Annotated in this window: 16 protein-coding genes and 1 tRNA gene; 11 read left to right on the top strand and 6 right to left on the bottom strand. The window is 72.6% G+C overall.

The features are described from left to right. Positions 1 to 7 precede the first annotated feature (7 nt). From QF027_RS10555 to QF027_RS10525, 7 genes are read left to right on the top strand one after another with little or no spacing between them, the layout of a single operon-like run. On the top strand, positions 8 to 343 hold the full coding sequence (locus tag QF027_RS10555) for a hypothetical protein (RefSeq protein ID WP_307074106.1): 336 nt from the start codon (positions 8 to 10) through the stop codon (positions 341 to 343). Then, positions 340 to 723, top strand: a complete 384-nt coding sequence (locus QF027_RS10550; protein WP_306983834.1) for a GPW/gp25 family protein — start codon at positions 340 to 342, stop codon at positions 721 to 723. The genes QF027_RS10555 and QF027_RS10550 overlap by 4 nt, the downstream gene beginning before the upstream one ends. Continuing rightward, positions 720 to 3,821, top strand: coding sequence for a putative baseplate assembly protein (locus QF027_RS10545; RefSeq protein ID WP_307074105.1), 3,102 nt, complete (start codon positions 720 to 722; stop codon positions 3,819 to 3,821). Before QF027_RS10550 ends, QF027_RS10545 begins: the two co-directional genes overlap by 4 nt. After that, on the top strand, positions 3,821 to 7,591 hold the full coding sequence (locus tag QF027_RS10540) for a putative baseplate assembly protein (protein WP_307074103.1): 3,771 nt from the start codon (positions 3,821 to 3,823) through the stop codon (positions 7,589 to 7,591). The genes QF027_RS10545 and QF027_RS10540 overlap by 1 nt, the downstream gene beginning before the upstream one ends. After that, entirely contained in the window at positions 7,591 to 9,735 is a 2,145-nt protein-coding gene (locus tag QF027_RS10535; protein ID WP_307074101.1) for a hypothetical protein, read from the top strand. The genes QF027_RS10540 and QF027_RS10535 overlap by 1 nt, the downstream gene beginning before the upstream one ends. Positions 9,736 to 9,784: 49 nt before the next feature. After that, positions 9,785 to 11,335, top strand: coding sequence for a DUF6519 domain-containing protein (locus tag QF027_RS10530; RefSeq protein WP_307074100.1), 1,551 nt, complete (start codon positions 9,785 to 9,787; stop codon positions 11,333 to 11,335). Next, complete coding sequence (locus tag QF027_RS10525; RefSeq protein ID WP_307074098.1) at positions 11,335 to 12,216, top strand: peptidoglycan-binding protein; 882 nt, start codon at positions 11,335 to 11,337, stop codon at positions 12,214 to 12,216. Before QF027_RS10530 ends, QF027_RS10525 begins: the two co-directional genes overlap by 1 nt. Before the next feature lie 18 nt (positions 12,217 to 12,234). Here the strand turns inward: QF027_RS10525 and QF027_RS10520 are convergent, their stop codons facing one another. From QF027_RS10520 to QF027_RS10510, 3 genes are all read right to left on the bottom strand, one after another. Next, positions 12,235 to 13,605, bottom strand: coding sequence for a M1 family metallopeptidase (locus tag QF027_RS10520; RefSeq protein WP_306983845.1), 1,371 nt, complete (start codon positions 13,603 to 13,605; stop codon positions 12,235 to 12,237). Positions 13,606 to 13,682: 77 nt separating this feature from the next. Beyond that, complete coding sequence (locus QF027_RS10515; RefSeq protein WP_307074096.1) at positions 13,683 to 17,546, bottom strand: Pls/PosA family non-ribosomal peptide synthetase; 3,864 nt, start codon at positions 17,544 to 17,546, stop codon at positions 13,683 to 13,685. 281 nt (positions 17,547 to 17,827) lie between these two features. Beyond that, positions 17,828 to 17,915 (bottom strand) — tRNA-Leu (locus QF027_RS10510). A gap of 198 nt (positions 17,916 to 18,113) precedes the next feature. Between QF027_RS10510 and QF027_RS10505 the strand changes: the two genes are divergently transcribed. The 3 genes from QF027_RS10505 (at position 18,114) to QF027_RS10495 (ending at position 20,771) form a co-directional block, all read left to right on the top strand. Next, positions 18,114 to 19,439, top strand: coding sequence for a M20/M25/M40 family metallo-hydrolase (locus QF027_RS10505; protein ID WP_266526397.1), 1,326 nt, complete (start codon positions 18,114 to 18,116; stop codon positions 19,437 to 19,439). 136 nt (positions 19,440 to 19,575) lie between these two features. Next, on the top strand, positions 19,576 to 19,809 hold the full coding sequence (chpH, locus tag QF027_RS10500) for a chaplin ChpH (protein WP_306983852.1): 234 nt from the start codon (positions 19,576 to 19,578) through the stop codon (positions 19,807 to 19,809). Positions 19,810 to 19,958: 149 nt separating this feature from the next. After that, entirely contained in the window at positions 19,959 to 20,771 is an 813-nt protein-coding gene (locus tag QF027_RS10495) for a chaplin (RefSeq protein WP_307074093.1), read from the top strand. 61 nt (positions 20,772 to 20,832) lie between these two features. Here QF027_RS10495 and QF027_RS10490 read toward each other — a convergent pair whose 3' ends face one another. After that, entirely contained in the window at positions 20,833 to 21,021 is a 189-nt protein-coding gene (locus QF027_RS10490; protein WP_007380901.1) for a DUF5703 family protein, read from the bottom strand. Positions 21,022 to 21,068: 47 nt separating this feature from the next. Between QF027_RS10490 and QF027_RS10485 the strand changes: the two genes are divergently transcribed. Then, on the top strand, positions 21,069 to 21,761 hold the full coding sequence (locus QF027_RS10485; RefSeq protein WP_306983864.1) for a hypothetical protein: 693 nt from the start codon (positions 21,069 to 21,071) through the stop codon (positions 21,759 to 21,761). Between the two features lie 61 nt (positions 21,762 to 21,822). On the opposite strand, the gene QF027_RS10480 is transcribed toward QF027_RS10485, so the two are convergent. Both QF027_RS10480 and QF027_RS10475 read right to left on the bottom strand, forming a co-directional pair. After that, positions 21,823 to 24,441: a helix-hairpin-helix domain-containing protein gene (locus tag QF027_RS10480; RefSeq protein WP_307074091.1), complete on the bottom strand. Its 2,619-nt coding sequence runs from the start codon at positions 24,439 to 24,441 to the stop codon at positions 21,823 to 21,825. Then, positions 24,438 to 25,421 carry an aldo/keto reductase gene (locus QF027_RS10475; protein ID WP_306983868.1) on the bottom strand — a complete coding sequence of 328 codons (984 nt, stop codon included), beginning with the start codon at positions 25,419 to 25,421 and terminating at the stop codon, positions 24,438 to 24,440. Before QF027_RS10475 ends, QF027_RS10480 begins: the two co-directional genes overlap by 4 nt. Between the last annotated feature and the right edge of the window lie 63 nt (positions 25,422 to 25,484).

Genomic DNA, 25,484 nt, shown 5'->3' with positions numbered 1-25,484 from the left:
GAAGATCTTGTCCGGGAGTCTGCTCGACGCGGGCGCCGTGATCGGCTGTCCGCACGGCGGCCGGGTCACCGCCGCCACCACACCCTCCGGAGGCGTACGGGCGGGGGGCGCCGTCGTCGCCACGGCCGCCCACGCGTACGTCGTCACGGGCTGCCCCCACACCGTCGACCGCGTGCCCTCGCCGTGCGTCGCGGTCCGCTGGACCGCCGGCGGCAGCGGCGTCACGGTCGGCGGCGAACCCGTACTGCTCGACACCTCCGCGGCCCAGTGCCTGACCGCGGCCTTCGTCCCGCAGGGACCGCCCGTCGTCCAGGCCGCACAGCGAAAGGTCACGGTCCGATGAGCCCACGCGCCCGCACGCGCTCCGACATCGCGTTCCCGTTCCACGCCGACCGCCGGGGCCGCACCGCGCACGCCGGACACGGCGAGCACGTCCACGACCTCGTCGAACAGCTGCTGTTCACCAGCCCCGGCGAGCGCGTGATGCGCCCCGACTTCGGCTGCGGACTCCTCGACCTGGTCTTCGCCCCGAACAGCCCGGAACTCGTCAGCACCCTCGAACTGTCCGTCCAGGCCTCCCTCCAGCGCTGGCTCGGCGACCTGATCGAGGTGGTCGCGCTCGACATAGACAGTGAGGACAACGTCGTACGGGTCCATCTCTCGTACGTCGTCCGCGCCACCGGCACCCTGCGCGACGACCTCTTCGAGGGGAGGGCCTCATGACCGGCACCACGACCCGCATGACCCGCACCACCACCCGCCGGGCCAAGGTGCGAGCCGCCCAGCTCAACGGGATCGACGCGGTGGAGGTCGACGACGACGGCCTCCTCCTCACCGTCACCTTCCTCGGCAAGGCCCCGCACGGCCTCGGGCCCGAGAACGTCCGTATCGACGGCGGCCGCCGCATCACCGGCATCACCGCCGTCGACCTCAGCGTCGAACGCGAGGAGGACCCCGAGCTCGACGACAAGCTCTACGTCACCCTCGACCAGGCCGGCGACACCTCCCGCTACCGTCTCTCGCTCGTCGAGACCGACCCGTACGGCCGCCCCGGCACCGAACCCTTCCGCGGCTTCGACCAGCGCTACCACACCGCGACCTTCTCCTTCCGCCCCGACTGCCCAACTCCCTTCGACTGCAAGGAAGATGACGGACACCCAGAAAGCTTCCCCGAGGCCCCGGTCGTCGACTACACGGCCCGCGACCACGACACCATCCGCAAGCTGCTCCTCGACCGGCTCGCCCTCACCACCCCCGACTGGGTCGAGCGCAACCCCGCCGACCTCGGCATGACCCTCGTCGAGCTCCTCGCGTACACCGGCGACCAGATCAGCTACCAGCAGGACGCGGTGGCCACCGAGGCCTACCTCGACACCGCCCGCCGCCGGGTCTCCGTACGGCGACACCTCCGGCTCATCGACTACGCGATGCACGACGGCTGCACGGCCAGGGCGTACGTCACCGTCGAGAGCGCCGGCGACATCACCCTCGCCCCGGGCACCTTCCGCTTCGCCTCCGTCGACGTCCGCACCCTCGACCCGCACGACCGCCCCGAGCCCGGCACGGTCATCGACGAGAATGACCTCGGCGACCTGGACGAGCGCGGCTCGGTGGAGGTCTTCGAACCGGTCGTCGCCGCCGACCCGTTGGAGCTGAAGGTCGCCCACAACGCGATCCGCCTGTGGACCTGGGGCGGCGAGGTCGGCACCCTCCCCCAGGGCGCGACCTCGGCCACTTTGCGCGACGAATGGCGCGACCGGGAGACCTGCAAGGACCGCCAACTCGACCTGAAGCCCGGCGACTTGCTGGTCCTCGAAGAGGTACGGGGCCCACGCACCGGTACCCCCGGCGACGCCGACCCCGCCCACCGCCAGGCCGTCCGTCTGACCTCCGTCCGCCCGGCCGTCGACCGCATCGAGGACCAGCCGGTCCTGGAGGTCACCTGGGCCGCCGAGGACGCCCTGCGCTTCCCGTTCTGCCTCACCGCCCGGGCCGGCCGCGACTGCCTGCCCGTCGAGGACGTGACCCTCGCCCGCGGCAACGTCGTCCTCGTCGACCACGGCCGCACCCTCCACGGTTTTCCCGAGACGGTCACCGTCCCGCCCGAGCCCGCCGTCGTCGCCCCCTGCGCCCCGCCCGCCTTCGGCTGCGGCGACCGGGACGAGGGCAACGCGCCCGCCCGGCTCATCAACTCCCTGACGGACAAGGCCGAGTCGGGCGAGTCGCTCGTACCGGACGACATCCGTGAGCTGTTCCAGACCGTCGGCGAGGCCGCCACCGTACGCGCCGGACTCGGCCTGGAGCGGGCCGGGCAGCGGCACGAACGCGTCGTCCCCGGGACGTCGTACGCCCAGGCCGCCGCCCTGCGCACCCTGCTCGCCCAGTCCGTCTACCCCGGCATCGCCCCCCGCTTCCGCCCCGTCCTCGGCCGCTCCCCGGTCGTCCAAGCGGTGCCGTACCCCGAGCCGGCCACGGTCGCCGCCGGACAGGCCGAGCGGATCGCCGCGATCCCCGGACGCATCCGGCAGCGCCTTGTCGACCTGTGGCGCAGCGCCCGCGACCGCGACGGCCTGAGCGAGGAGGAGATCTCCGAACTCACCCTCGTCTACGGCCTCCACGTCCTCGAACGCCTCGAACTGCGCCGCCACCCGGTGCGCGCCCTGCGCGAACTCCTGTACCGCAGCGACCGGTTGCTCGACGGCAAACTCCGCCGCGTCGAGATCCTCGCGGCCCGCGCCCGCGCGGGCACGGTCCTCGACCCGCACATCGCCTGGGAGATCGCGCACAGTTGGGGCCCGCAGTACGCTGCCGGGCTCCACCCCGACGAGCCGGTACTCCGTGGCCCGGCGACCGCCGCGCTCACCCAGGACCCGCGCCGGGCACTGCCCGCCGTACGCGTCGACGAGACCTGGTCGCCGCGCCGCGACCTGCTCGACAGCGGTCCCCGCGACCGGCACTTCGTCGGCGAACTGGAGAACGACGGCCGCCTCGCCCTGCGCTTCGGCGACGGCCGGCACGGCGCCCGGCCCACCCCGGGAGCCCGGCTCGCCCTGCACTACCGGCTCGGCGGCGGCAGCGCGGGCAACATCGGCGCGGAGGCCATCAACCACCTGGTCATCCACAGCGACTGCGCACAGCCGCCCGCCGTCGTCGTACGCAATCCCCTGCCCGCCGTCGGCGGCGCGGAACCCGAACCCGTCGGGCAGGTGCGCCAGTTGGCCCCCCTCGACCTGCGCCGCACCCGCCTGCGCGCGGTCACCGCCGACGACTACGCGGCCCTCGCGAGCTTGCTGCCCGGCGTCCAGCGGGCCGCAGCCGCGCTCCGCTGGACCGGCAGTGTCCAGGAAGCACACATCGCGATCGACGCGTACGGCGACGCCGAGCCCTCGGCCGAACTGCTCGCGCACGTCGAGCAGTCCCTGGAGGCGTACCGGCGCATCGGCCACGACCTCGTCGTCGGGCCCGCCAGGCTCGTCCCGCTGGACATCGCGCTCAGCGTCTGCGCGGCCCCCGGTCACCAGCACGGGCAGATCCTCGCCGAGCTGTACCGCGTGCTCGGCAACGGACGGCACGGCTTCTTCCACCCCGACGCGCTGACCTTCGGCGAACCCGTCCGGCTCAGCCGACTGGTCGCCGCCGCGGCGGCCGTGCCCGGTGTGACGGGCGTCCAAGTCACCCGTTTCCAAAGGCTGTCCGAGCAGGACCGAGGAGAGAGGGAGGACGGCGTGCTGCGGCTCGGCCCGCTGGAGATCGCCACCTGCGACAACGACCCGGACCGGCCGGAGAACGGCCTGCTGGCGATATCCCTGGGAGGTGCCTGATGTGCGCGTCTGAAGAATGCGGCTGCGGCGGCCACGACGAGCGCCTGGCGCCCGCCCCGCTCCACAACCCACCCGGCCGCACCGCCCTCGACTACCGCGTCGGCGAGTACGGGTCCTTCCTGGCGGCCTTGCTCGACCGGCTCGCCTCACCCGCGTACCCGGCCCTGAACGGGCTCACCGTCCGCACCCCGGACGACCCGGCGATCGGCCTGCTCGACGCCACCGCCGTCCTCGGTGACCTGCTCACCTTCCACTCCGAGCGGATCGCCGACGAGGCGTATGTCCGTACGGCGAACGAGCACCGGTCGCTGGTGCTGCTGGGCAGGCTGGTGGGGCACCGGCCGCGGCCGGGTGTCGCCGCGTCCACCTATCTCGCGTACAGCCTGGAACGTGATCCGCGCGCCGAGACCCTGCCGGTGCTCATCCCGAGGGGAGCGCGTAGTCACAGCGTGCCCGCGTCCGCCGATGAGCAGTCCCTCACGTTCGAGACCAGTGCGGATCTGACGGCTCGCTGGGACTGGAACGAGTTGAAGGTGCGTCGGCGCCGGCCGTCGTCGGTGACGCCCGCGGATCTGGAGCGGCGGTCGGAGCTGTTCGTCGACGGTACGGCGAACTCGCTCCGGACCGGGGACCAGTTGCTGTTCGTCTTCGGGGAACAGGCGGGTGGACAGCGGCTGTTGCTGCCGGTCGCGAAGACACGGGTCGACCGGGACGAGGAGATCACCGCGATCTCGCTGCCGAAGTCGGCGCCGGCGACGCTCAAGGAGCTCGTGGACGAAGTGCGGCGGTGGGTCGCCGAGCCTGCGGTGCCGGGGGAGCCCGGGGATGAGCCGCCGACGCCCGAAGTGCCCAATCCGCGGCCGGTGAGTCGGCTGATCGAGGACATCGACGATCAGGTGCTGGCGCCGCTGCGGGATGACTTGGACGGCATCGAGACGCCTGAGAGCCTCGCCCAGCGGCTCGCGGAGCCCGTCGCCCGTCTCGGTGAGGCCCAGGTGTTGGCCGATCCCTATGAGGATGTCGCCGCTTGGTTCGAGCAGTTGGAGGCGGTGCTTGGGGAACTTGCTGAGCGGGCACTGGAGTTGGCGCCTGCGCAGACAGAAGGCAGTCGGTCGTCTGCCGCGCCGTTGGGGCTGGTCGCGCCCCGCGGCGGAGCCGCAGGTCGATACAGCCCCGCGCCCCTGAAAGACCGGCGCGCCGCCGCTCTCCAGGCACTGGCCGGCATCCTCCCCGCCCTGCGGGCCGACACCCCGGCATCGGAAGGCGCGGCCCCCCGCCCCACCGCCGACCCCGCCCGCCTCCTCTCCACCCTCAACCCCTCCCTTCGCACCCTCTACCCGGCCTGGCGCAAGGCCGCCGTGCCCGGAGCCGCGCCGCTCCTCCGTGAGCTGCTCGCCATGCGGGTCACCACCGCGCCCTTCGGGGCCACCGCTCCTCTCAAGCCGGTCCAGGACGACCGCGGGCGGGTCATCCGTTCCGCGGACTGGCCGCTCACCGGGGCCGTGCTGGCCGGGGTCCGGGTCGCCTACGACACCGCGGGCAAGGTGCCGGTGCGGACGGACTTCCAGTACATCGAGGGCGGCAGCTCCGACCAGCGGGCCGTGACCCTGCCGCTCGCCCAGCAGGTGTCCTTCGCGCTCGGGCCGGGGCAGGTCGACCTTCAGACCCGTTCCGGGCAGGACCGCGACCTGAACGGGCCGACCCGTCGGCCGACCGACTCCCAGGACCCCGGCGTCACCGTCCGCCTCCGCAGCGGGCTGCCCGAGCGCACCCTGTTCGTGTCCCGGCCCGACGACGACGGCCTGGTCCACGTGGGCATCCACAACGGCACCGCGCAGGAGATCGCCCTGCGCCCGGGCGCCAACGAGCAGTTCACCCACGGCGAGTACGAGGTCAGCCTGCGCTATACGATCGGCAGCACCGAGCCCAACGTCGAGATCGTCATCGCCAGCAAGCCCGAGCCCGTCAACCGCAAGGTGCTCCAACTGGACAGCGTGCACGACGGGATCACCGTCGGCAGCTGGGTCGCCGTCCAGCGGCCCGCCAAGGGGGACCAGATCCCCGGCGACGCCAAGCTGGCCTTCGTCACCACCCAGGTCATGGCGAAGCGTACGGCGGCGTACACCAACTACGGCATCACCGGGCGCGGCACCGAACTCACGCTCGCCAACGACTGGTTGGACGAGTTCGACGTACTCCTCTCCCACATCCGCGACACCACCGTGCACGCGGCGGGCGAACCGCTGCGCCTGGCCGACGAACCGCTCGGTGAGGACGTGCACGGCAACGAGATCGAACTTGCCGAGCTGTACGACGGGTTGGCCCCCGGACGGACCCTCGTCGTCAGCGGTGAGCGCAGCGACCTGCCGGGTGCCGTCCCGGCCACCGAGGTCGTCACCATCGCCGCCGCCGACCCCGCCGCGGACCCCCAGCTCCCCGGCGACCGCGTCCACACCCGGCTCACCCTGACCGGCGACCTCGCGTACCGCTACCGCCGCGAGTCCGTCCGTATCCTCGGCAACGTCGTCCGGGCCACCCACGGCGAGAGCCGCGACGAGGCCATCGGCAGCGGCGACTCGGACCGCGTGGGCCAGACCTTCGTACTCTGGCAGTCGCCGCTCACCTGGCTCGCCGACGACAACCCCCTCGGTGCCACGCCGGTGTTGGAGATCCGGGTCGACGGTGTGCTCTGGCACGAGGTCGACAGCCTCGCCGGACGCGGCCCGCGCGAGCGCGTCTACATCACCGGCTCCACCGCCGACGGCCGCACCACGGTCACCTTCGGCGACGGCGTCCACGGCGCCCGCCTGCCCACCGGCCACGACAACGTCCACGCCCGCTACCGCTTCGGCACCGGGCGGGCCGCCAACGTCGCCGCCGACCGCATCACCCAGCCCCTCACCCGCCCGCTCGGCGTCACTGCGGTCACCAACCCGCGCCCGGCCACCGGCGGCGCGGACGCCGACGGCCCCGGCCTGACCCGCCGCACGATCCCCCTCGCGGTCTCCGCCCTCGACCGGCTGGTCTCCGAGGCCGACTACGAGGACTTCGCCCGCTCCCGCGCCGGCATCGGCCGAGCGGCCGCACGCGAACTCTTCGACGGACGGCGGCGCGTGCTGCACGTCACGGTCGCGGGCACCGACGACGTGCCGATCGCGGAGGAGACCCTACGGCCCCTGCGCGGCGCCCTCACCGAATTCGGCGACCCGGGTCTCCCGGTCCGCGTCGACGTACGCGAGCTGGTCCTCCTGCTCGTCGCCGCCAAGGTGAAGATCGCGCACGACCACGCCTGGGAGACGGTCGAGCCGCGCCTGCGCCAGGCCATCCTGCGCCGACTCGGCTACGACGGACGGGAGTTGGGCCAACCGGCCCGCCTGTCCGAACTCCTCGCCACGGCCCACACCGTGCCCGGCGTCGACTACATGGACGTGGACGTCTTCACCGGCATCCCCGCCTCCGCGACCCCGCAGGAGCTGACCGAACTGCTCACCAACCCCGGCGAGCCCAAGCAGACCGTCCCCGCACACCCGGCGACGTACGACGAGAAGACCCACACGGTCCGGGCCGAGAACGGCGAGACCCTCACCGAGATCTGCGCCCGTCACGGCGTCCCGCTCGCCGAACTCCTGCGCCTCAACCCCGACATCACCGACACCCGGCGCCTCGCCAAGGGCCGGACGGTGTACGTCTTCCGCGGCATCCGCCCGGCGCAGCTCGCGCTGCTGTCCCCGAAGGCCGCCGACACCCTGATCCTGACGGAGGTCAAGTGATGACCGCGCACTCGGCGGATGTCCAGTCGGACACCACAGCCCCGGCTGCGGCAAGGGAACCAGACGGCCTCGCCGCCCTCCTGCCCCGTTGGCATCTCCTCCGCGACGCCGAGGAGGGCGAGCCCCTGCGCGCCCTCCTCGCGGTGATCGCCGAGCAGCTCGACCGCGTCCGCGACGGCGTCCAGCAGGGCTACGAGGACCTGTTCGTGGAGACGGCCGCCCCCTGGGTGCTGCCGTACCTCGGCGACCTGGTCGGCTACCGCACCCTCCCCGGCTACGAACGCGTCCTCACCACCGGCCTGCACGAAGGCGGCCGGGAAGCCCTCGCCGAGGCCGTCGCCCCGCGCGCCGACGTGGCCGCGACCGTCGCCAACCGCCGCCGCAAGGGCACCCTGCACCTCCTGGAGGAGATCTCGGAGCAGGTCGCGGGCTGGTCGGCCCGGGCCGTTGAACTCTCCCGCCTGGTCGCCCAGAACCAGTCGGTGAAACTACAAAGGGACAGGGGTCGCCTCCTCGACCTCCGCGACGGCTCCGCGCTCGCCCTCGCGGGCAGCCCGTTCGACACGGCGGCCCGCACGGTCGACGTACGCCGCGCCGAGTCCCGTAAGAAACAAGGAGGTTGGAGCCCGGCCGGAGTCGCCCTGTTCGTCTGGCGGCTGAAGTCGCACTCCCTGACGTCCTCCCCGGCCTACTGCATCGACCGAGCCCGCAACCTCTACACCTTCTCGATCCTCGGCAACGACAGCCCGCTGGTCACCAAGCCGGTCCCGGAGCCGTCGCCCACTCACATCGCCGCCGTCGACAACGTCCCGGCGTTCATCACCCGTCGCCTCCTCCACGACCGGCTCCTGGACTACTACGGCCCCGGCAAGAGCCTCTGCATCCGACGCGACGGCGAGGACCGGCCCGTGCCGCCCCAGGACATCGTGGTGGCCGACCTGTCCGACTGGCGCTACCGGCCCAAACGCGGCCAGGTCGCCGTGGACCCGGAGCTCGGGCGGATCGCGTTCGGGTCCCGGTCGGCGCCCCGGCAGGGCGTGTGGGTGGACTACCACTACGCGTACGGAACCGACATGGGCGGCGGCGAGTACGAGAGGCCGGACCGGGTGGCCCGCCCCGACGCGGCCTTCTACCGAGTCGGCCCGGGACAGCCGTACCGCCAGATCATGGACGCCTACCGGGCCTGGCAGCACGACCGGCGCGCGGACCGGACCGGGCCCGAGGGCATCATCGAGATCACCCACAGCGGCGCCTACCAGGAGCAGTTGGACTTCGACCTCGACCCCGGCGACCGCCTCGAACTGCGCGCGGCCGAGGGCACCCGGCCGGTGATCCGCCTGCTCGACTGGTACAGCAACCGCCCGGACGCCCTCAACATCCGTGCTGTAGAAGACGATTGCGCCCCGCACGAGCGGCCGCGGGTCGTCCTCGACGGGCTGCTCGTCGCCGGACGCGGCATCAACGTCACCGGTCCGATGGGTGCCGTCGTCGTCCGCCACAGCACCCTCGTGCCCGGCTGGTCCCTGGAACCGGAGTGCGAGCCGCACTCGCCCGACGAACCCAGCATCATCCTGGAACGCACCACCGCCTGCCTCCAGATCGAGCACAGCGTCCTCGGCACCATCGAGGTCATCGGCGACGAAGTCTCAGAGGACCCCCTCGACATCCACCTCCGCGACAGTGTCCTCGACGCCACCGGCCACGACCGCGAGGCCCTGTCCGCGCCGGACTGCCGCCTCGCCCACGCCGTGCTCCACGCCCACCGCACCACCGTGATCGGCGAAGTCCACACACACGCCGTGGAGATCGCCGAGAACTCGATCTTCACCGGCAAACTGCACGTGGCCCGCCGCGGCATCGGCTGCCTGCGCTACTCGTACGTCCCTGCCGGATCCCGTACGCCCCGCAGGCACCGAAGCCCCTCGCAGCCCGGCCCGTTGTTCACCTCCGTGCGCTACGGGACGCCCTGGTACGCCCAGTTGGCCGACCGCTGCCCCGAGGAGCTACGGCGCGGCGCCGACGACGGGGCCGAACCGGGCGCCTACCACGACCTGTACCGGCCGCAGCGCGAGGACGGACTCAGGGCGCGGCTCGCGGAGTACACGCCCGCGGGCACCGACGCCGGGATCTTCTTCGTCACCTGAGCGCACCCGCAGACCTACGCACACTTCCTGAACCAGGGGGACCCCTTTCATGCACGCTGACCTCTCCCGCCTCACGTTCCGCCCGGAGCGTCACTACTCGGCGGTGATCGCCCAGCAGGGCCGCGTCCAGCTCGACGCCGACGCCAACGAGCAGACCGCGATCCAGCTCCACCAGGCCCGCACCCTCGTCGCCGACCTGATCGGCCGGCACGGCGGGCCGCGTGACGCGGCGGGCTTCCGCATCGAGTACGTGGGCGGCAGGCACGAGATCGACACCCTGTACATCCACGGCGGCCGCTACTACGTCGACGGCATCCTCCTCGACGCGAACCGCCCCGCGCCCGGCGTTCCGGTGCCCGACGAGGACGACGCCGAGGACACGGCCGAGCCGCCCGCCTTCTGGACCTACTGGGACCAGCCCGACGCCTTCCGCGACCCGGAGAAGCCCGGCGACCGGCTGCCCTCGCCCGCCCAGTCGCCGTTCGTCGCCTATCTGAAGGTGTGGGAGCGGGCGGTGAGCGCGGCCGAGGACCCGGCGCTGCGCGAGGTCGCCCTCGGCGCCGCGATGCCCGACACGGCCGCCCGCGTGAAGGTCGTATGGCAGGTGCTGTCGCTCTCCCTGGCCGAGCTGGCGATCGACGAGACCGACCCGTCCAAGGAGGTCGTCCGCGCCGCGTTCGACAAGTGGGCCACGGCGCAGGCCCCGACCGCCCGCCTCGCCGCCCGCAGCGAACGCCCCGACCACGCCGACGAGGATCCCTGTCTCGTCAGGCCAGACGCCCGCTACCGCGGCCCGGAGAACCAGCTCTACCGGGTCGAGGTGCACGCCGGCGGCGAGGCGAAGGACGCCACCTTCAAGTGGTCGCGGGAGAACGGCTCGGTGGTCTTCCCGGTCGACGAACTCGATGGAACGTGGGTGCAGTTGGCGTCCCTCGGGCACGACGACAAGCTGGACCTGGACGTCGGCGACTTCGTGGAGTTCACGGACACGGCCTACGCCTCGCGGCTGGAAGCCCTGCCCCTGCTGCGAGTTGAGGAACTCGACCTGCCCGGCCGTCGGGTCCGCCTGTCCGCCGAACCGGAGCCCGGCGTCGGCCGCCTGCCTCACCTGAACCCGTTCCTGCGGCGCTGGGACCACCACGAGGGACCGAAGCGCAAGGGCCGTACGTCAGCCCTCAAGCACGGGGCCGTAGCCATCACGGAAGGCGAATGGCTCCCCCTGGAGGACGGCGTAGAGGTCTACTTCGCCAAGGGTGTCGGCTACCGCACCGGCGACCACTGGATCATCCCCGCCCGCACCGCCACCGGCAGCGTCGAGTGGCCCACGGACTCGGCCCGCCGCCCCCTCCTCCAGGCCCCGTTCGGCATCGTCCGCGGCTTCGCCCCGCTCGCCCTGGTCAAGGGCGAGGGCAGCACCGTGGACCTGCGCTACGCCTTCGGGCCGCTGGCCAGCAGCGTTCCCGCGGCGAGCGAGGCGACGCTGGCGGCGGAGGAGCAGGCCCGCCGTCAGGAGGAGGCCGCGGAGGCCGATCCCTCGCACGGCCAGTCGCAGACCACGGCACAGGCGGAAGCGGAGGCCTCGGAGGAAGGGAACCGGTAATGGCGAAGCCGATCGGCGCGTCCAAGATGGTGGAACTCCTGCGCGCGGAGGGCCTGACGGTCCACGAGGTCCGCAACTGGCGTTCCCACAACCGCAACACGAAGGGCCCCTGGGGCCCGGTGAACGGCGTGATGATCCACCACACCGTCACCTCGGGCACCGCGGCCTCCGTCGACATCTGCTACGACGGCTACTCGGGTCTGCCCGGCCCGCTCTGCCACGGTGTGATCGACAAGAAGGGCGAGATCCACCTAGTCGGCAACGGCCGTGCGAACCATGCCGGATTGGGCGACAGCGACGTCCTGCGCGCGGTGATCAACGAGTCGAAGCTGCCCGGCGACAACGAGGCGGACACCGACGGCAACCGGCACTTCTACGGCTTCGAGTGCATCAACCTCGGTAACGGCAAGGACCCTTGGCCGGAGGTGCAGAAGGAGGCCATCGAGAAGGTCGCCGCCGCGATCTGCCGCCACCACGGCTGGAGCGAGCGCTCGGTGATCGGCCACAAGGAGTGGCAGCCGGGCAAGCAGGACCCGCGCGGCTTCACCATGGACGGCATGCGCAAGCAGATCGCCGACCGCCTCGGCGGCAAGAAGCCCCAACCCGATCCGAAGCCCACGCCGTCGAAACCGTCGTACATCCCGTTCCCCGGCGCGGACTTCTTCCACCTCGGGCAGAAGTCCCCGATCATCACCGCGATGGGCCACCGCCTGGTCGCCGAGGGCTGCGGCCATTACGAGGAGGGGCCGAGCCCCGAGTGGACCGAGGCCGACCGCAAGTCCTACCAGGCCTGGCAGCACAAGCTGCACTTCCGGGGCAGGGACGCGGACGGCATCCCGGGCAAGGCCAGCTGGGACAAGCTGAAGGTGCCGGTGAGCTGAGACCCGGGGCCCGCCCGCCTACGCCGACCCGGCGTTGGTGGGCGGGTGCGCGGGCCGTGCCGGAATCAGCGTGGGCAGCGGCGGCAGCGCCGCCCGGTTCACCCAGGCGTCGAACAGGTCGTTCAAGGGCTCGTCCGCGAACCGGTTGACATGGGCCGTGAAGGTCGTCGTGGTCACGGCCCCGCCCCGGTGCAGCCCCGCCCAGCCGCGCAGCATCCGGAAGAACGCCTCGTCACCCATCGCGCAGCGCACCGCGTGCACGGTGAGCCCGCCGCGCTCGTAGAGCCGGTCGTCGAACATCGACTTGCGGCCCGGGTCGGCCAGGCGCAGGTCCTGAGGGAGCGAGGACAGCAACCGGTGTGCCGCAGCGGCCAGTTGCTGCGCGGTACGGCCCCCCGAGCGCTCCGACCACAGCCACTCGGCGTACTTGGCGAACCCCTCGTTCAGCCAGATGTGCCGCCAGTCCGCGATGGACACACTGTTTCCGAACCACTGGTGCGCCAGCTCGTGCGCGACCAGCCGCTCCCAACCCCGGGCACCGTCCACGTGGTTGGCGCCGAAGAGCGACAACCCCTGGGCCTCCACGGGCACATCGAGCTCCTCCTCCGTGACGACCACCGCGTACTCGTCGAACGGATACGGCCCGAACAGCTCCTGGAACAGCTCCATCATCCGCGGCTGCCGCGCGAAGTCCCGGGAGAACTCCGGGAGCAGATGCGCCGGGATGTGCCCGTGCTGCGGCACCCCGCCAGGGCCCGGGTCACCGAGCAGCACCGTCTGGTACTTGCCGATCGACAGCCCGACGAGATAGCTGGACGTGGGCGCGGCCTGCTCGTACACCCAGGTCGTCGTGGACGCCTTGGTCGTACGGGTCAGCAGCCTGCCGCCCGCCACCACCGCGTACGCCGACGGCGTGGTGATCGAGATCTGGTACGACGCCTTGTCCGCGGGCCGGTCGTTGCACGGATACCAGGACGGCGCCCCGATCGGCTGGCTCGCGACCAGCGCCCCGTCCTCCAGCTCCTCCCAGCCGAGCCCGCCCCAAGGGCTGCCGACCGGCTTGGGGTTGCCCGACCAGTGCACCTCGACGGTGAAGGCGGCACCTGCCCTGATGGGCTTCGCGGGCCGGACCCGCAGCTTCCCGCCCCGGTGCGTGTAGCGCGCCTGCCGGCCGTCCACCCGCACCCGGCCGATCTTGAAGTCGGACAGGTTGAGCATGAACTCGGCGAGCGGCGAGCGCCCCGCTATGGCGTTGATCCGGGCGCTCCCGGCCAGGCGGTTCGGGCCCGGACGGTAGTCCAGGGCGAGCTCGTAGCGGTGCACCCGGTACCGGGCGTCACCGTGGTCCGGGAAGTACGGGTCCGGACCCGCCGCCTGCTGAACTGCCACTGCCGCTTCCGCTCCCTGCGCTGCGTTGCCGCTCGGATCCGCCGGTACACCGCTCACCGACTCCGAGTGGCCCGCGTTCAGGGCCGCCATGCCTCGATCGGGTTGCCGAGCCAACGGGTGTCGTCCGGGACGGACTCCGCGGCCATGACGAGCGACGCGGGGCCCAGCGTGGTGCGGGCCCCGATCGTGCTGCCGGGCAGCACGATCCCGCCAGGGCCCAGCGTGGCACCCTCACGGAGAACAACAGTATCCGTCCGCAAGATCCGGTCGTGGAAGAGGTGGGTCTGGAGCACACAGCCGCGGTTCACGGTCGCCGCGTCCTCCAGGGTCACCAGATCTGTCTCCGGCAGCCAGTAGCTCTCCACCCAGACGCCCTTGCCGATCCGCGCGCCGAGCCCCCTGAGCCACGCCGTCAGCACCGGCGTACCGGGCACGGAACCCGCCAGCCACGGCACCGCGAGCACCTCGACGAAGGTGTCCGCGAGCTCGTTGCGCCACACGAAGCCGCTCCACAGCGGGTGCTCCCCACTGCGGTGCCGCCCCACGAGCAGCCACTTCGCGACCATCGACACCAGCCCCGCCGACGCACCGGCCACGAGCAGCACCACTCCCGCCAGCGGCCAGGCCCACGGCCCGAGCACACACAGCGCGGCCACCGTCAGCACGGCCAGCCACGCCGAGCAGAACACGGGCACGATCCGGCACAGCTCCACCAGACCGCGCGCCCACAGCAGCCCCGCCGAGGGCTCGTACGTCCGGCTCTGGTCGCTGTCGGCCGCACTGCGCGGCAGTTTCACCGGCGGCAGGCCCAGATACGACGTGCCCTTCTTCGCCTTCTTCGGCGTGGCCGACAGCACGCCCACCAGCCCGCCGTCCGGCACGGTCCGCCCCGGCGCGGTCATCCCGGAGTTGCCGAGGAACGCCCGCCGCCCGATCTCCGCGCGCCCGACCCTGACCCAGCCGCCACCCAGCTCGTACGGCGCGGTCAGCGTGTCGTCGGCCAGGAACGCGCCCTCGCCGACCGTCGTCAGGCTCGGCAGCGCGAGCACCGTCGACACCTCCGCACCGCGTCCGATCCGCATCCCGAGCAGCCGCAGCCACACCGGCGTGACCAGCCCGGCGTACAGCGGGAACAGCGTCTCGCGCGAGCGGTCCATCAGCTGTGTGACGGTCCACGCCTGCCACCCGACCCTGCTGTGCGTCGGATACGTCCCCTCGCGCAGCCCCAGGCTCAGCAGTCGTACGGCGACCAGGACGAGCAGCGCGTACGCCAGCCCGAAGGCGAGCGTGGCCGGGACGAGGGCCAGGGCGGCGCCCTTCAGGGGCGCGTGGGCGGCGAGGAACGGACGCGCGACCAGGAAGGCCGCGCCACCCGCCAGCACCGGGAGCATGCTCAGGGAGAAGCCGGCCAGGCCGTACATCACCCGCCAGTACGTCCCCCGCCCCGGCCGCTCCTTCGGCCAGTTGCGCTTGGCCTTGCCCAGCTTGACCGCGGGAGCGCCCGCCCAGCGCTGACCGGTCGGGATCTGCCCGGTGACCGCCGAGCCCGGCGCCACCTCGGCCCGCTTGCCGACCCGGGCGCCGGGGAAGAGGATGCTGCGCGTGCCGACGACGGCGTGCGCGCCCACCTTGACCTGGCCGATCTCCAGCCGGTCGCCGTCCAGCCACCAGCCGGACAGGTCCACCTCGGACTCGACGGCCGCGCCCCGGCCCAGTTTGAGCATGCCGGTGACCGGCGGCAGCGAGTGCAGATCCACGTCCGGGCCGATCCTGGCGCCCAGCGCCCGCGCGTACCGCTCCAGCCAGGAGCCGGTCAGCGAGGTCGCTCCGGTGAACTCGGCGAGCCGCTCGGCCGTCCACAGCCGCAGGTGCACGCTGCCACCGCGGGGGTAGCGGCCGGGCTGCACCGTGCGCAGCAGCACGCGCGCCCCGCCCGCTGCGATCGCCAGCCGTCCTGGCGGGCTGAACAGCAGCAGGGCACCGGCCCCCACCAGCCACCACGAGGTGCCCGGCAGCCAGGAGTACGGCAGGACGTTCCCGAGCGCGGCGAGCGGCACCAGCCAGCGCAGCCCGAGCAGCGTGAACAGGGGGAGCAGGACGAGGAGTTGGATCACCTGGGCCTTGAGCGGCACCGGTGCGATCACCCGCGCCGCCCCGTCGTCCTGCGCGGACTCCTCCAGGTGGCGGGCCAACTTCCGCAGCGTGGGCTGCTGGTAGATGTCGAGGACGGCCGCGCTCGGGTAGCGGGTGCGCAGCCGGGTGGTCAACTGGGCGGCGGCCAGGCTGCTGCCGCCGATCGCGAAGAAGTCGTCGCGGGCACCGCAGACCGGGATGCCGAGGACTTCCGCCCACTGCTCGGCGAGCCAGGCCTCGGTGCCGTACAACTCCTCCGCGGGGCCGCCCGTTTCGAGCCCCTCGAGCGGCCAGGGCAGCGCGTTGCGGTCCACCTTGCCGGAGGTCCGCGTCGGCAGGTCGGCGACGGGGGCGATCAACGGCACGAGCGCGGCGGGCAGTTCGGCCCGCAGCTTCTTCACGGCCGCGGCGTGGTCCCAGCCGTCCTGCGTGACGACGTACCCGACGAGGAGCTGGTTGCCGCTGCGGGCGGTGCGGACGGCGGCGGCCGCTCCCGCGACGCCGGGCAGGGCCTGGAGAGCCGCGTCGACCTCACCCAGCTCGATCCGCCGGCCCCCGAGCTTGATCTGCTCGTCGGCCCGGCCGAGGAAGACGAGCCCCTCGGGCTCCGCCTTCACCAGGTCACCGCTGCGGTACGCCCGCTGCCAGCCCAGCGACTTCAGCGGCGCGTACTTCTCCGCGTCCTTCTCGGCGTCCAGGTACCGCGCCAGCCCGACCCCGCCGATCACCAGCTGCCCGCTCGCGCCCATCGGCACGGGGTCCCCGGCCTCGTCGACGACGGCCAGCTCCCAGCCGTCCAGCGGCAGCCCGATCCGGATCGGCTCCTCGCCGCTCATCAGCGAGGCACAGGCCACCACGGTCGCCTCGGTGGGCCCGTAGGTGTTCCACACCTCGCGCCCCTCCGTCACCAGCCGCTGTGCCAGTTCGGGCGGGCAGGCCTCACCGCCGAAGATCAGCAGCCGTACGTCGTTGAGGGTCTCGGGCTCCCACAGCGCGGCGAGCGTCGGCACCGTGGAGACGACGGTGATCTCCTGCTCGACCAGCCAGGGCCCGAGATCGGCCCCGCTCCTGACCTGCGAACGCGGCACCGGCACCAGACAGGCGCCGTACCGCCAGGCCAGCCACATCTCCTCGCAGGACGCGTCGAAGGCGACCGACAGCCCCGCCATGACCCTGTCAGCGGGACCGATGGGATCGTCGGTGAGGAACAGGGCGGCCTCGGCGTCCACGAAGGCGGCCGCGCTGCGGTGCGAGACGGCGACCCCCTTGGGCCTGCCGGTGGAGCCGGAGGTGAAGATGATCCACGCGTCGTGCTCGATGCCGGGCCGGGCGGCGGGGGAGTCGCAGCGCCCGTGGACGGTCAGCTCGTGCCCGGCGCCGACCACGGCCCGGACCTCCGCCTCCCCGAACACCAGCTCGGCCCGCTCGTCGGGGTCCTCGGCGTCGACGGGGACGTACGCGCCGCCCGCCGCCAGCACGGCGAGGATCGCGACGTACAGGTCGTTGGTGCCGGACGGTACCCGGATGCCGACCCGGTCGCCGAGCCCGACCCCGGCCTCGGCGAGCCGCCGCCGCAGCCGCTCCACCTCGACAGCCAGCGCACGGTAGGTGAGCCGGGTGGTCCCGTCGTCCAGGGCGAGCTCGTCGGGGTAGGACCGTACGGATGCGTCGAAGACGTCGACGAGCGTGCGCGGGGAGGCGGCCGGGCCCCCGGAGAAACGGGCGGTGTGGCCGAACTGTTCGCGGATCTCTGCGCTGAGCTCTTCGTTGAGCAGGCCGAGAGCACTGCTCTCGTGTATCGCTGCCATCGGTCCTCGCGTCTCGATCCCGGAGCCCTCCGGGGCGCTGGCGGGCCGCAGGTCTGCCTGGGGTTGTCCGGCTCCAGCTCGTAACAAGCCGGAAATTTTAGTACGACGCTAGGTTCGACCCCCCGAAACGGCCACCGGGAAAGGGCTGTTCGGGCGGTGCGGCAGCTCTGCCGCGCGCCTGTGACCTGGTGATCTTCACGCCGAGCGAGAGATGCCCCACATGCAGCGAACAGGCCGTACACGACGAATCCCCCGGCCGCTGAGCGGCCGGGGGATTCGGCTGGTGTCCGAGGGGGGACTTGAACCCCCACGCCCGATAAAGGGCACTAGCACCTCAAGCTAGCGCGTCTGCCATTCCGCCACCCGGACAAGGTGTCTGTCGCGCGGGGTTCCCCTCGCGGCGACGAAGGAAACATTACCAGGCTTTCGAGGGGCCCCGATCACCCCCCGTCCCCGTGCCCGGCCCCGCGTGAACGGCGTGTGACGGGCCGGGCCCGGTCTTGGGGAGGACCGGGCCGCGGGGGGAGGATGAGGGGAACCACCAGCAGTGACAGCGGGAGGAACAGCGTGAGCGACACGGACACGGCCAGGGGCGTCACCGGCGAGGACGAGGTCGTGGACCTCTGCCGCGAGCTGATCCGGATCGACACCAGCAACTACGGCGACCACTCGGGCCCGGGTGAGCGCAAGGCGGCCGAGTACGTCGCGGAGAAGCTCGCCGAGGTGGGCCTCGAACCGCAGATTTTCGAGTCGCACCCCGGTCGCGCCTCCACGGTCGCCAGGATCGCCGGCGAGGACCCGTCCAGGCCCGCGCTGCTGATCCACGGACACACCGACGTGGTGCCGGCCAACGCGCAGGACTGGACCCACCACCCCTTCTCCGGCGAGGTCGCCGACGGGTGCGTGTGGGGGCGGGGCGCCGTCGACATGAAGGACATGGACGCGATGACCCTGGCGGTCGTCCGGGACCGCCTGCGCAGTGGGCGCAGGCCGCCCCGCGACATCGTCCTCGCGTTCCTCGCCGACGAGGAGGCGGGCGGCAAGTTCGGCGCCCGGTACCTCGTCGACCACCACCCGGAGCTCTTCGAGGGCGTGACCGAGGCGATCAGCGAGGTCGGCGGCTTCTCCTTCACGGTGAGCGAGCAGCGGCGGCTCTACCTGATCCAGACGGCCGAGAAGGGCATGCACTGGATGAAGCTGACGGTGGCCGGCACCGCCGGGCACGGCTCGATGATCCACCGGGACAACGCCATCACCGAACTGTCGGAGGCGGTCGCGCGGCTCGGACGGCACACGTTCCCGGTCCGGGTCACCAAGACCACCCGCGCCTTCCTCGACGAGCTCGGCGACGCGCTGGGTACCGAGCTGGACCCGGAGGACATGGAGGGCACGCTCGCCCGGCTCGGCGGCATCGCCAAGCTCATCGGCGCGACCCTCAGCAACACCGCCAATCCCACCCAGCTCGGCGCGGGCTACAAGGTCAACGTCATCCCGGGCGAGGCCACCGCGCACGTCGACGGGCGCTTCCTGCCCGGCTTCGAGGAGGAGTTCCTCACCGACCTCGACAAGATCCTCGGGCCCAAGGTCAAGCGGGAGGACGTGCACTCCGACAAGGCCGTGGAGACGACCTTCGACGGGGCGCTGGTGGACGCCATGCAGTCCGCGCTGGTCGCCGAGGACCCCGCCGCCAAGGCGATCCCGTACATGCTCTCCGGCGGCACCGACGCCAAGTCCTTCGACGAGCTCGGCATCCGCGGCTTCGGTTTCGCGCCGCTGAAGCTGCCCCCGGAGCTGGACTTCGCCGGGATGTTCCACGGTGTCGACGAGCGGGTGCCCGTGGACGGGCTGAAGTTCGGCGTGCGGGTGCTCGACCGTTTCATCGACGCGAGTTGACGCGGCAATTCGGCCGCTCGTGCGAAATCGGTCGGCAAGAGTGAATGTGCTCATAAGCTCGTATCCCCATTACTCCCTCCGCGTTACAGGTGATGCGATCCGCTACTTGGGGTCGCTTTGCCAATAAGGAGGAAGAATGATCAAGAAGGTCGTCGCCGCTGCCGCTGCCACTGGTGGCCTGGTTCTCGCGGGCGCGGGGCTTGCCGTCGCCGATGCGGGTGCTCAGGGTGCTGCTGTGGGCTCCCCGGATGTTCTGTCCGGCAACGTCGTCCAGGTTCCCGTGCACGTGCCGGTGAACGCCTGCGGCAACACGGTCTCCGTGATCGGGCTGCTGAACCCCGCCTTCGGTAACACCTGCATCAACAAGTGACGTTGTGCCTCGCCCTCAGTGAAGAGGGGTGAGCCGGTCGGCCCCGGAGTGCACGCCATGCGTTCCGGGGCCGACCGGCCTTTTCGAAAAGAAGCAGAACCGCGATGCGGCGGTATTTCGGGACAAGGTCGAAAGCAGGGATTCGGTACATGCGACAAGTCACCCGCAAGAGCCTGATGACAGTGGCGGCCGCGACCGGCGTGATCGCCGCGGCAGGAGGCGCCGCCCACGCCGACTCGGGCGCGAGCGGATCAAGCGCGAACTCTCCCGGCGTACTGTCGGGCAACACGGTGTCGGTGCCGGTGCACGTGCCGGTGAACGTGTGCGGCAACACCGTGGACGTCGTCGGGGTCCTGAACCCCGCGATGGGCAACAGCTGCGGCAAGGGCGGCGGCGCCGGAGCACAGGACGGCGGTCACCAGGGTCACGGAGACGGCGGACACGGCGACTCAGACTCCGCGGGCTCTGAGGGTTCGCACGCCGGCGGACACACCGGTGGCTCACCCGGCGTGGGCTCGGGCAACCACGTGGAGGCGCCGATCGACGTTCCGGTGAACGTCTGCGGCAACAGCGTCGACCTTATCGGCGTCGGCAACCCCGCCATGGACGACGACTGCGGAAACGGCTCCGGCGGCGGGCGGCACACCCCGCCCGGCGGCCACCAGACGCCGCCCGGATCGCCGGAACAGCCCGGCAACCCGGGCAACCCGGGCGACCCCGGCCACCCCGGTAACCCGGTGGAGCCCGGCCACCTCGGCTCCCCCGCCACCCCGCCCGGCGCGGGCCACCAGACGCAGGTCAGCGGCAACCACCCCGGTACCCAGACGCTCACCCAGCCCCTGGGCAGCGCGCAGCTCGCCCAGACCGGCAGCGACCTGCCGATCGGCCTGGCCCTCCCGGTGGGCGCCGGGGCGCTCCTGGCGGGCACGGTGCTCTACCGCAGGGCACGGGCCTCGGCCTAGGGCACACCGCGTGAAACGGAGCGGGCCCCGCCGCGGCGGGGCCCGCTCCGTTCGGCCTGTCTCACCACGTGGCACGCACCTGGCGGATGATCCGCCGGCGCAACCGCACCCTGCGGCTGCCATCGCGCATCAGGCTCAGTCGGTCCAACTCCCAGTGTCCGTACTCGGCATGGTCCGTCAGCAGACGTGTGGCGTCCTTGCGGGAGACCCCCCGCGGTACGTACACGTCGACAAATTCGTATTCCGGCATCGCATCTATTGTGCGGTCCGGGGCCCGGTACGGATAGCGTCTGCACTATGTCTGATGCTGTGCAGCCCACCGCTGCCGAGGTACGTGCCGCCGCCGAGGCGGTCAAGACCGCCCTCGACCGCCACCTGGCCGCGGTCGAACGGAGGTCGGGGGAGGACGACCCCGGCGTCTACGAGGCCTTCAACGAACTGGCCGCGGCCGCCGAGGTGTACGACGAGCTGCTCTACGACCGTTACGACGAGGTCACCCCCTTCGAGATCCCCGGCGCGGAGGACACCGCGCCGTACAAGGGCCCGGAGGAGCCGAACGCGCTGAGCGTGCTGATCCGCCGTGATTACGCCGTGGCGGAGCCGCAGCGGTTGCTGGCGCAGGCCCAGCGGGTCGAGGCGGCCGACGACGCCGTCGGCACAGAGGCCTCCGGCACGGTGCACGGCGCGCTGGGGGTGCTGTTCGGCGAGTTCGAGCCCGACGAGATCGCCTCCCGGCACAAGGAGTTCGGTCTCGAGGAGGGCGACTCCACACTGTGGGTCACCGCGGCCGACGAACCGGCCGAGCCGGGGGAGTGGCTGGAGGCCCCGTTCGAGCAGGTCGACGTGGAGCGGGTGGTGTGCCGGTTCGATGTCAGCGCGGTCTTCGACGAAGATCTTGACGACGACCTCGACGAGGACGTCGATGACGAGGCCGACGGGGCTGACCTCGAGGACGAGGACCTGGAACCGCTGGACGTGGACCGTCGCTGAGACGAATGAGGCGCGGCCCCGGAGGAATGATCTCCGGGGCCGCGCCCCTTTTTCGGACGGGTCAGGCGGCCGTCGGTGTCTGTGTCCTGAGGAGGACGGGCAGCCGAGTCGTTCGCGGCTTGGCCGGGATCTCGGCCACCGCCCTCGGGAGGGCCTGTTCCGCGCCCTGGACCACGGACAGGTGGCGATCCGCCCTGCCGAACGCCGTGTAGACCCAGGGGCGGGACAGGGCCTGGGTGGCGTCGCCGGGCAGTACCGCGACCACCGCGGGCCAGCGGCAACCCACCGCCTGGTGTGCGGTCAGGGCCCAGCCGTGACGTACGGACTGCTCCACGCGCTCCTTCGGTACGACGACGGGCTCGCCTGCGCAGGTCAGGTGCAGGCCGTCCGCGTCGGCCCCGACCACGCGGCCCGGGAGCGTACGGCCCGGTGCGGGGGAGTAGGCGACGCGGTCACCGGGGTCGAACCCGCCGAAGCGGCCGGGGCCGGGGTTGAGGCGCTCCTTCAGGGCCGCATTGAGGGCGCGGGTGCCGGCGGCGCCGCCGTGGCCCGGTGTGATCACCTGTGTCTCCTCGGCGGGCACCCCGAGCGCCCGGGGCACCGAGTCCGCGACCAACTGCACGGTCCGGTACACGGCCTCGCCCGCGTCCCGCACCGGCACGATCACGACCTCCTTGCCGGGGGCCTCGACCTGGTTCAGCTCACCGATGCCGATACCGGAGACCAGCTCGCCCAGGGGGCCGGGGTCCGGCCTTCGCGAGGCGACCTGCGGACAGATCCGCGCGGCGAGCAGATCCGCGAACACCCGTCCGGGCCCCGCCGACCACAGCACGGCCGGATCTCCGCCCAGCACCAGGCGCGCCCCGTCCGGCAGCGACTCCACGAGCAGCGCGGCCGTCTCGACGTCCAGCTGAGGCGCGTCGAGCACCACGAGCAGGTCGAGATCGAGCGCCCCGTCTCCATCCCGACCGGGTCCTTCAGCACCGGAGAGGAGCCCGGCGACGGTCGCGACGGGCCGGGTGCCGCCCGGGGAGCCGGTGTGGGGTTGTGCGTGCGGGGTGCCGTCCGAGGGCGCGGAGCCGGTCGGGATGCCGGGTGCCGCCCCTGCCGCCGGGGCGAAGTCGTCCTGGGGGACGGAGGCGTCGCGTGTACCGCCGCCCTGCCGGTGGGGGCCGGCGTCTGCGGTGTCGTCCTGCCGCGCGGCCCCGTCCGCGCCGGCGGCGATCGGCCGGTCGCCTTGGAGCAGGGCGCTGAAGCGGTCGCGGCCCAGTGGGCTGTGCGTGGCCGCCCATGCCCGCAGCCCCAGCCCTCGCGCTGCTGTCAGCAGCGCCGCGGGTTCCGTCAGGGACGCCTGGCCGCCGGTGTGCAGGACCAGACCGCCCGCCGCGACCGCGCGGATCAGCTCGGCGGCCGAACCCTTGGCCGACGCGGCGGCACGCTCCCAGTCCTCGGCCGAACCGTCCTCCTTGGGCACGGAGTTGATCAGCCGGGCCAGACCGTCGGCGAGGCTCTCCTCCGCGAGGGCGTAACGCTCGAGCCCGACCAGGATCCGGACCGGCAGCTCCACGCCCTCCTCGTCGTCCTCCGCGGGTTCCGGGGCCGCCGGGTCGAGCGCGTCCTGGAAGACCAGGGCCTCGGCCTCGGCGATCGTGCTCTGTACGGCCGCGTCGGCGTCCGGCACGCCCCGCTGGGCCAGTGCGGCGGTGAGCGCCGGCATCTCCAGCGCGGTGTGCCCGGCGAGCGCCGCCTGCTCCAGGAGCCAGACGGTGACCGCCCGCCCCCGCCGCTCGTCGTCCGGCGCGCACTCCGCGCCGAGCAGCTCCCGCGCGAACCCGTCGGCCTGCTCGGGCCGTACGCCCGTGACCCGCAGCAACTGCCAGGGATCCGCCCGCAGCTCCTCGGCGGCCCCTTCTCCGAGGACCGCGGCGACCTGCGGCGCGAGGGCCTTGGGCGCCCCGCCCTCGGCCAGCACACGCTGTACGGCCTCCACGGTCTCCGGCGCGGGTCCGCCGACACCGCCGGCCCCGGTCGCCTCCGCCGACACCGGCCGGGGCCGCACCGGCTCCTGGGCGGGCCGACGCGGCGGCTCGGGCTCGCTGAAGACGGCGGCCACGGGCTTCGCCCCGCTCTCCACCGCCCGTACGGCAGCGAGGAGATCGGCCGCCTTCCCGCTGAGCTTGGCACCACTGTCGAGGGGCCGCTGCTTCTCGGCCTTCCGCCGTGCGATCCGCTCCCGCTCGAGCCGCTGGGCCGCCAACTCGGCCTCGGCCTCGGACAACTGCGCCTTGCCCGCCCCGTCCGCATCAACGCCGGCGGAGTCGCCGCCCTCGCCCGCGTCGGCCTCCGCTTCCTCGCCGCCGACAGGCCCGTCACTCACGCCTTCACCGGCCTCGCCCCCGGCCGCCCCCGACCCATCGCCACCCCCAGAAGCCCCGTCGGCGCCCTCACCGGTCCGGGTGCTGTCGCCCGCCCCCGCGTCACCGCTCTCCGCCACGGAGTCTCGCGCTGATCCGTCGGCACCGGTGTCCGACCCCCCGGTCGCCCCTTCTTCGCCGCCCCCGGCGCTCACCGCGACGCCGTCCGTCGCCCGGCCCGGCGCTTCCCCGGTGCCCTCCGGCCCCGGTGCGGCGCCCCGCGTCCCCGGCTCGGTCTTCTCCGTGGGCTCCGGCTCCGTGCTCACAGCGTGCTCCAGTCGTGATCGGGATAGCGGTGCACGGGCACCGACACATCGTCGAGCGCCCGGCAGATCTCGTCAGGAAGACTAAGGGCCTCCACTGACAATGCCGCCGTGAGCTGCTGCGAGTTGCGCGCGCCGACGATCGGCGCGGCCACTCCCGGCCGGTCCCGTACCCACGCGAGGGCCACCTGGAGCGGCGTCACCGCGAGCCCGTCGGCCGCCGTGGTCACCGCGTCCACGATGCGGCTCGCGGTGTCGTCGAGGTAGGGCGCGACGAACGGCGCGAGATGCTCCGAGGCACCCCGCGAGTCGGCCGGGGTGGTGTTGCGGTACTTGCCCGTCAGGACACCACGGCCCAGCGGCGAGGAGGGCAGCAGCCCGATGCCCAGATCGAGCGCGGCCGGCAGCACCTCCCGCTCGATCCCGCGCTGCAACAACGAGTACTCCAGCTGCGTGGCGGCCAGCCGGGTGCGCGTCCCGGGCGCCGCCAGCTGCCAGGTGCCCGCCTTGGCGAGCTGCCAGCCGCAGAAGTTGGACACCCCGGCATAGCGGGCGCGGCCGCTGCTGACGGCCAGGTCGAGGGCCTGGAGCGTCTCCTCCAGCGGGGTGCAGGGGTCGTAGGAGTGGATGTGCCAGATGTCGACGTAGTCCGTGCCGAGCCGGGCCAGCGAGTCGTCCAGTGCGGAGAGCAGGTGCCCGCGTGAGCCGTCGACGCGGATGTCCGGGTCGGGAACGCTGCCCGCCTTGGTGGAGATGACCAGGTCCCGGCGCGGGACCAGGCCCTCTATGAGACGCCCGAGCAGATACTCGGCCTCGCCGTCGCCGTACACGTCCGCCGTGTCGACCAGCGTCCCGCCCGCCTCCCAGAAGGTTTTCAGGAGGTCCGCCGCGTCGTGTTCGTCGGTGTCCCTGCCCCAGGTGAGGGTGCCGAGTCCGATGCGGGACACGCGCAGGCCGGTACGGCCGAGATGCCTCTGCTCCATGAACGCCGAGATTACTGGCCAGAACCTGTCGCGTGGGGGCCTGTGGACAACGGATTGCGACAG

It is taken from the genome of Streptomyces canus (genome assembly GCF_030816965.1).
In the GTDB taxonomy this organism is placed as follows: Bacteria; Actinomycetota; Actinomycetes; order Streptomycetales; family Streptomycetaceae; genus Streptomyces; species Streptomyces canus_E.
This window is presented reverse-complemented; position numbering and strand designations above follow the sequence as displayed.